Origin of the sequence: Pseudoduganella sp. RAF53_2, assembly GCF_052113985.1 — a bacterium.
GTDB lineage: Bacteria > Pseudomonadota > Gammaproteobacteria > Burkholderiales > Burkholderiaceae_D > Rugamonas.
In genome coordinates this window covers 1-6,756 of record NZ_JBFRDW010000319.1, presented here as the reverse complement: position 1 = coordinate 6,756, position 6,756 = coordinate 1, and the positions used below count along the sequence as shown (strand labels likewise).

11 protein-coding genes are annotated in these 6,756 nt (G+C 61.6%); 7 read left to right on the top strand and 4 right to left on the bottom strand.

What is annotated here, in order from left to right; all coding sequences use genetic code 11:
- A partial coding sequence (locus AB4Z11_RS18760) for a LysR family transcriptional regulator (protein ID WP_442026832.1) occupies positions 1-657 on the bottom strand: 657 nt, incomplete at its 3' end.
- A gap of 116 nt (positions 658-773) precedes the next feature.
- On the opposite strand from AB4Z11_RS18760, the gene AB4Z11_RS18755 reads away from it, so the two are divergent.
- From AB4Z11_RS18755 to AB4Z11_RS18745, 3 genes are read left to right on the top strand one after another with little or no spacing between them, the layout of a single operon-like run.
- Positions 774-1,385, top strand: coding sequence for an isochorismatase family cysteine hydrolase (locus tag AB4Z11_RS18755; protein WP_442026831.1), 612 nt, complete (start codon positions 774-776; stop codon positions 1,383-1,385).
- Positions 1,382-1,948: a flavodoxin family protein gene (locus tag AB4Z11_RS18750; protein ID WP_442026829.1), complete on the top strand. Its 567-nt coding sequence runs from the start codon at positions 1,382-1,384 to the stop codon at positions 1,946-1,948. Before AB4Z11_RS18755 ends, AB4Z11_RS18750 begins: the two co-directional genes overlap by 4 nt.
- Positions 1,945-2,226, top strand: a complete 282-nt coding sequence (locus AB4Z11_RS18745) for a DUF1330 domain-containing protein (protein WP_442026827.1) — start codon at positions 1,945-1,947, stop codon at positions 2,224-2,226. The genes AB4Z11_RS18750 and AB4Z11_RS18745 overlap by 4 nt, the downstream gene beginning before the upstream one ends.
- Positions 2,227-2,264: 38 nt before the next feature.
- Here the strand turns inward: AB4Z11_RS18745 and AB4Z11_RS18740 are convergent, their stop codons facing one another.
- Entirely contained in the window at positions 2,265-3,458 is a 1,194-nt protein-coding gene (locus AB4Z11_RS18740; protein WP_442026826.1) for an MFS transporter, read from the bottom strand.
- A 96-nt stretch (positions 3,459-3,554) separates the two neighbouring features.
- On the opposite strand from AB4Z11_RS18740, the gene AB4Z11_RS18735 reads away from it, so the two are divergent.
- Complete coding sequence (locus AB4Z11_RS18735; RefSeq protein ID WP_442026824.1) at positions 3,555-4,442, top strand: LysR family transcriptional regulator; 888 nt, start codon at positions 3,555-3,557, stop codon at positions 4,440-4,442.
- Here the strand turns inward: AB4Z11_RS18735 and AB4Z11_RS18730 are convergent.
- The gene (locus tag AB4Z11_RS18730) at positions 4,439-4,798 is read right to left on the bottom strand and encodes a MerR family transcriptional regulator (RefSeq protein WP_442026822.1); all 360 of its coding nucleotides are present in this window, start codon (positions 4,796-4,798) and stop codon (positions 4,439-4,441) included. The two genes, AB4Z11_RS18735 and AB4Z11_RS18730, sit on opposite strands and share 4 nt — an antisense overlap.
- Before the next feature lie 57 nt (positions 4,799-4,855).
- On the opposite strand from AB4Z11_RS18730, the gene AB4Z11_RS18725 reads away from it, so the two are divergent.
- The 3 genes from AB4Z11_RS18725 to AB4Z11_RS18715 all read left to right on the top strand — a co-directional run bounded on the left by AB4Z11_RS18725 (position 4,856) and on the right by AB4Z11_RS18715 (position 6,252).
- Positions 4,856-5,281, top strand: coding sequence for a hypothetical protein (locus AB4Z11_RS18725; protein ID WP_442026820.1), 426 nt, complete (start codon positions 4,856-4,858; stop codon positions 5,279-5,281).
- Positions 5,263-5,652, top strand: a complete 390-nt coding sequence (locus AB4Z11_RS18720; RefSeq protein ID WP_442026819.1) for a VOC family protein — start codon at positions 5,263-5,265, stop codon at positions 5,650-5,652. The genes AB4Z11_RS18725 and AB4Z11_RS18720 overlap by 19 nt, the downstream gene beginning before the upstream one ends.
- A 63-nt stretch (positions 5,653-5,715) precedes the next feature.
- Positions 5,716-6,252 carry a dihydrofolate reductase family protein gene (locus AB4Z11_RS18715; RefSeq protein ID WP_442026817.1) on the top strand — a complete coding sequence of 179 codons (537 nt, stop codon included), beginning with the start codon at positions 5,716-5,718 and terminating at the stop codon, positions 6,250-6,252.
- 10 nt (positions 6,253-6,262) lie between these two features.
- Here AB4Z11_RS18715 and AB4Z11_RS18710 read toward each other — a convergent pair.
- Positions 6,263-6,756: hypothetical protein (locus AB4Z11_RS18710; RefSeq protein WP_442026816.1), on the bottom strand; the 494-nt coding region annotated here is incomplete at its 5' end.

Sequence of the window (6,756 nt, the reverse complement as noted above, 5' to 3'; positions counted from 1 at the left end):
CAGGTAGCGCGGCGCGATGCGCGCATGGTGGCTTTCRCCTTGCCGCGTAAAGGTCCAGGGCCAGATTTGCGGCGACACTGGGCCAATGATGATGTCATGCTTTGCCAGCGCGTCAGGCGACTCGGGCATGCCGCGCGCGGCGATGTAGTCGGACGATGCGATCAGAATTCTCGGTAGCTCCGCCAGCTTGCGTGCCACGAATCCCGAATCCTTCAACTTTCCAAAGCGGATCGCCACGTCAATCCGGTCCGCGACCAGATTTTGCAGGCTGTCCGACGTCATGAATTCCATCTTCAGGCGCGGATGGCTAAGGGCGAATTTGCGCAGTTGCGGAATCAGAACGCGCTGACACACGATGGACGGCGCCGCTACGCGCAGGATGCCTTCGACGCTGTCCATATTCCGCGCCAGTTCATCCGCCCGCTCCAGATCGGCCAGGATCTGGCCCGCATGCTGCAGGAATGATTCGCCTGCGTCGGTGGGTACCACCTTGCGCGTACTTCGCAACAAAAGCCGCGCGCCGAGGCGCTCCTCCAGCTCGGAGATGATGCGTGATACAGAAGGCTGCGACAGGCCAAGCTCGCGCGCAGCTGCGGAAAAGCTGCCGGTCGTGGCGGCGCGAACGAAGACGGTCAGCTCCTGGAAGCGATCATTCATTTGAATTTCAAATAAGTCTAATTCGAACGGAGAGCATAGTAACACGCTGGTTCGTAACCTAGACTTGTGTCAGGCAAGCGGCACCCCGCCGCAAGCAAGATATTTGAAAGATGAATATGAACGCCTATCCAGCCCCAACTACTGCCATCGTTCTGGTCGACGTGCTGAACGATTTCCTTGCCGACGAAGGCAAGCTGCACGGCATGATCGCGCCAATGGTCGAGCAGACAAACTTGATCGAGAAACTCCAGCATCTGCTGCGAGGCGCCCGCGCCGCCGGCGTCAAAATCTTTTACTCGCCGCACGGCGTCGATGAGCACAGCTTCGATGACGTGCACCATGTCCATCCGCGTTTCCAGTTCGGCCTGGAAAAGCAGGTCTTCTGGAAGGGTAGCTGGGGCGCCGATTTCTACGAACCCCTGAAGCCACAAGGGGGCGACATCATCATCAGCCAGCACCGCATGTTCGACTCCTTCGTCGGAACCGACCTTGAGCAGCAGCTGCGGGCCAATGGCATCGAGCGCGTGGTGCTTGCCGGCCTGACCTCGCACACCTGCGTGGAAGGCACCGGCCGTCACGCACTGGAAGCGGGCTTCCATGTGACCTTCCTGTCCGACGGCGTCGCGGARTTCACCGAAGCCGCGCACCGCGCAGCACTGGATATTTCGTATCCGACCTTTGGCCACGCCACCATCACTATCGACGAATTCCTGGGCTCCGTAAAATGAAAAAGATCGCAATCGTCTATCACAGCGGCTACGGACACACCGCGCGCCAGGCTGAGGCAGTGGGGCTCGGCGTCGAACAAGTCAGCGGCGTGGATGCGAAACTCTACCCGGTCGAAGCGCTCGACGACGCAGCCTGGCAGGAATTGGCCGATGCCGATGCCATGATCTTCGGCGCGCCGACCTACATGGGCAGCGTGTCCGCGCCATTCAAGGGATTCATGGATGCGAGTGCCAAGGCGTGGTTTGGCCAGGCCTGGAAGAACAAGGTGGCTGGCGGCTTCACCACCTCGGCGTCGCAGTCGGGCGACAAGCTTAATTCGCTGCTGCAGATGATGGTGTTCGCCAACCAGCACGCCATGATCTGGGTTGGCCTGGATCTCCCGCCGGGGAATAACAACAGTAATGGTTCCGTGAATGATCTGAATCGGCTGGGCAGCTTCTCCGGTGCGATGGCGCAAGCCAACGCCGATCAGGGTGCGGAAGGCATGCTGGAGTCCGACCTGCAAACGGCAGCGCGCCTGGGCCGCCGCATTGCCGAAATCAGCGTGAGCTTTGCATCATGACTGCCTTCGTCATTGCGGAATTCAATGTGAAGGACACGACGGCGCTCAGCGAATATGTGTCCGCGGTGGGGCTGCTGATTGCTCGGCATGGCGGTGAAGTCATCGCGCGCGGGCCGCTGCAAGGTCTGGATGCACACGACATCAGATATCAGCGTGCGGTGGTCCTCGCATTTCCAAGCCAGGATGCCGCACTGGCCTGGTACCGCTCGCCGGACTACATCCAGCTGCGCGCAACACGCGACCTCGCCATGAGCGCAGAATTCAAGTTGCTCGGCTAAGGATGCACTCATGCCTCCTGCCTATGGCACGCCGAAAATTATGCGCACCCTGAGCTTCTGCTGGATGCAGTACGTACCCCGGTAGCGTGCACACCGAGGGCGAATGCCGCAAACACTGCACCCAGCGCGCACACGGCATTCCAGCCTGCGAACTCCCAGGCCAGGCTCGCGGCTGCCGATCCAGCCGCGGCGCCGAGGAAGGTGCCGCTCATGAACGTCGCGTTCAGGCGGTTGCGTGCCTCGGGGCTGAGTGCCTGGATCACGTGCTGGTTCGAGACTTGCGAGCCCTGCACACCGAAGTCGAGCAGCACCACGCCCGCGACCAGTCCCGCCACCGAGCCCCAGACGCCAAAGACCAGCCAGGACAGCGTGACCGTCGCGCCGGCCAGTCCGATCACAAAATGCGGCCCGCGCCGGTCGGCGATCTTGCCGGCGAACGGCGCAAACAGCACGCCGACGGCGCCAATGATGCCGAACATGCCGGCAACGTCCGCGCCGAGATGATAATTGGCGTCGAGATGAAGGGCCAGCGTGGTCCACAAGCAGCTGAAGGAAGCGAACACGCAAGCCTGGATCATGGTCGCGCGCCGTAGTTGCGGCACCTCGCGCCACAGCGTGGCCAGTGAAAGAAGCAGCTCGCCGTAGCTTGCGCGGGTTTTGGCCGGGCTTTTCGGCAAGACGCAAGCCAGCACCGCGCCGACCAGGATCGCCAGCATCAATCCCAGCCAGAACATGGCGCGCCAGCCGAAATGCACGGCCACTACGCCGGCAAAAGCACGTCCCAGCAGAATGCCGCACAGCAGGCCGCTCATCACAATGCCGATCGTGGCGCCGCGACGATGGGGCGCGGACAGCTCGGCCGCAAACGGCAGGATCTGCTGCACCACGCTGGACGTCAGGCCGACAAATACGGACGCAATCACCACCGACCACGCGTCCGGCGCCAGCGCCACCGCCGCCAGCGACAGCGCCAGCACTGCGAACTGAATCACGATCAGGCGCCTCCGCTCAAAGCGGTCGCCCAGCGGCACGACCAGCAGCAGGTCCAGGGCGTAGCCAAGCTGGGTCGCCGTTGGCACAAAGCCGACGAGGGCGCGATGGTCGGGGAAGCTGTCGCCCATGATGCCGAGCATGGGCTGGTTGTAATAGATATTGCCGACCGAGAGGCCACAGGCAATGGCCATGATGATCGTCAGTCCGGGGCTGATCGATGGTGCTGGATTCTTGTTCACGTGCGTTTCCTTGCAAATCAACGCTGAACTATAGGAGCCGTGTGTGTTGCAGTCTAGTGCTCGATTTTCAACGATCCGTTGCGTAAAATCGAACGCATGAGACATCTTCAGATTTACCGCTTCATCGCGGAAGTGGCGCGCATCGGGTCCATACGTCAGGCGGCCGACCATCTGCACATCACGCCATCGGCGCTGACGCGCAGAATTCAGGACTTCGAAGAGGAGTTGGGAACGCCGGTTTTTGAGCGCCTGCCGCAAGGCATGCGCCTGAATGAGGCAGGGGATCTGCTGCTGCACCATATCCAGAATCAGAATGCGGATTTCGAACGGCTGCGCACCCAGCTTTCGGATCTGGCGGGTATCCGCCGCGGCCACGTTACAGTGGCTGCCGCCCAATCCTTCATCGACGGCATCTTGCCGGATGAGATAGCGGCCTACCGCAAGCATTACCCGCACGTGTCGTTCACTGTGGAGATCCGCGACAACTTCCTGGGCATCAGCTCCCTGACCAATTACGAAGCCGACCTCGCGCTGCTGATCGATCCGCCGCCGTCAGCGGATATGCAGGAAATGCTGGTCAAAAAACAGCCGCTGTGTGCCGTGATGAGCAAATCCCATCCGCTGGCGCACAAGGAAACGGTCCGCCTGCGGGATTGCTTCAAACATCCGATTGCCATGCCCAGCCAGGCCCTCGCGGTGCGTGCGCTACTGGACGAGTGGATCTACCGGCACCAGATCCAGCCTGAGGTGGCGGTGGAATCCGGCTCGATTGAATTCCTGCGCAGCTTCGTTCTGCGCGAGTCTGCCATCACTTTTGTGGCGCTGAGTGGCATGCCGCTTGGCGACAAGCGGATTTGCGCGCGGCCGATCAGCACGCAGGACATCGATCACATCAAAGTCGTTCTTGGAAAGCTGAAGGGGCGGACGCTGTCCATCGCAGCCGAGAAATTTGCCGAACAGCTCAGCAGCCATTTGCCCGATTAAGGGCGCAGCGGGCAGTTCGCCATGCCGACATCGAGCCTTCGCGCAAGTTCACCGCGCAGCTCCTGCAGGCCGGCGATGCGGCGGTCGATTTCATCCAGCTTGGCGGCCAGCGCGGCACGCAGCGTATCCGCCGATGCATCTGGCGCCGACAGCAGCGGCAGATCCGCCTCAATTTCCGCCAGGCTGAATCCGAGCGATTGCGCGGTGCGGATGTAGCGCAGCCAGTCCACCGCTTCCGGCGGATAGTCGCGATAGCCATTGCTGTTGCGGCGCGCGCGCAGCAGGCCGCGCTTCTCGTAAAAGCGCAAGGTGTCGCGGCTGATGCCGGTAGCTTCGGCGATGGCGCCAATCTGCATGGCAGTCTCCAAAAGTGCTTGACCCTGGAGTGTACTCCAGGCTTTAGCATGCGGAGCATGAAAACCGAAACTTACCTCCGCATTGTGCGCGCCAGCGCGCTGTACGACCTACTGGTCACTTTTCCCTTTGCCACGCCGTGGACTTTCGCAATTGCGCACGGCCAGCTGTCGGCGATCAATGCCGCGCTGGGCGGCTTGCCATTGCCACCATTCTCGGCCTTCCAGGTGCTGTTCGCAGGACTGATGGGCAGTCTGGTCATGGTGTGGTCGATGCTGCGGCTGCGTAATCCGCAGCCGCAATACGGGCTGTATGACGGCGCGGCACGCCTGCTTTGCAGTGCATGGATGGCATGGGCGCTGGCTCAAACTGGTGCACCGCTGCTGTGGCTTTTCCTCGTGCCGGAGTTTTCCTGGTGCCTTGCGCAGTGGTATCCTTGGCACTCGTCCGTCAAGAGGAGTGTGCCATGCAACCGCAACCTTTGATAGCCGTCAGCAACGTTGAAGCCAGCAGCCGCTGGTACCAGAAAGCGCTTGGCCTAAAGAGTGGGCACGGTGGCAACGAGTACGAAATGCTCCTGAACGACGGCAAACTGGTGCTGCAACTGCACCATTGGGAGGCGCACCACCATCCGCACATGGGCGATCCCGAAAAACGCCCCTACGGCAACGGCGTGCTGTTGTGGTTCTGGACCGACGAATTCGACGATGCTGTCGACCGCGCGTCGCGCGCCAATGCCCACGTTGTGGAAGGCCCCAAGGAAAACACCAATGCCCAGCACCGCGAAATCTGGCTGCGCGACCCGGACGGCTATGTGGTCGTGGTGGCGGGGCCGTATGGTGACGTAGGCATGTGAGCTATTGTCGATTTTGCGCTTTGTGGTTCGTCGTAGCGGTAACAGACCGCTATGGAGAATGCAATGCGCAAGCTGATTTTGACAATGTCCCTGTCCGCCGACGGCTTCGTGGCGGGCATCAATGGTGAAACCGGGTGGATTGGGGCCGGGTTGGACGAGGATGTCCAGCACTGGCTCGCCGACGGCTTGACAGGTGCGGGCGTGCATCTGGTAGGCAGCGATTCACTGCTGGAGATTTCTGCACGCTGGAGCGAAGGGCCGTGCGCGCTGGGCTTCCGCGCCGCGCCTTTGCTGGTACTGACGCGGGGTGATTTCGTACCGACGCCTGCTACCGTATCCTTGCCAGGTCCGCTAGAGCAGACGGTGGCGCGTCTCAAGCGCGAGCCGGGAAGCGATCTGGTTGCRCACGGCGGTGCCAGCGTGGCGCAGGCGCTGATCAGGGCAGGGCAGGTGGATGAGTTTCGCTTGCTGGTGCATCCGCTGGCGCTGGGCAGCGGACTGCCGCTGTTCCCGATTCTGGATGAGCCGATGCAGCTATCGCTGACGCAGTTGCGGTATTTTCGCAATGGCGTGATGGGACAGGTGTTGCGTCCCGCTTAGCACGTCCCGCTTAGCAGCCGCCGCCACCGCCTTTTGCAGCCAGCGTCCACTTGCCGTTCACGCGCGACAGCACTTCGTACCACCAGTGCTCGCCGCCTGTCGCGGACAGGATCAGTTCATCGCTGCCATCGCCGTTCAGGTCCACATTGGCCAGGAACTTGCGCGTTTCGCCGCTGCCTTCGCCCTCGATATTGTCGAAGTCGCGGTAGGTTGGGATGTAGACGCCGGTGTCATTCGGTTCGGCGATGAAGGTGAGCGAGAAGCTGCCGCGCRGATTCGCAAGCGTCCAGTCCAGCGCATAGCTGGCAAATAACAACGGCCTGGTTTTGCCCGGAAGCGCTAACACAGCCTGCGATTGCTGGCGCTGTAGGCCGGTCTGCAATTTGCCCAGCAGGAGAGCGATGTAGTGTGGCGGCACGTTCTGACGCTTCAGCAGCTGCTTGGCCATTTGGGTGATCAGCTTTTGCTCGTCCGCGGTCGGCGCGCGCGCGGCCGGGCCTTGCG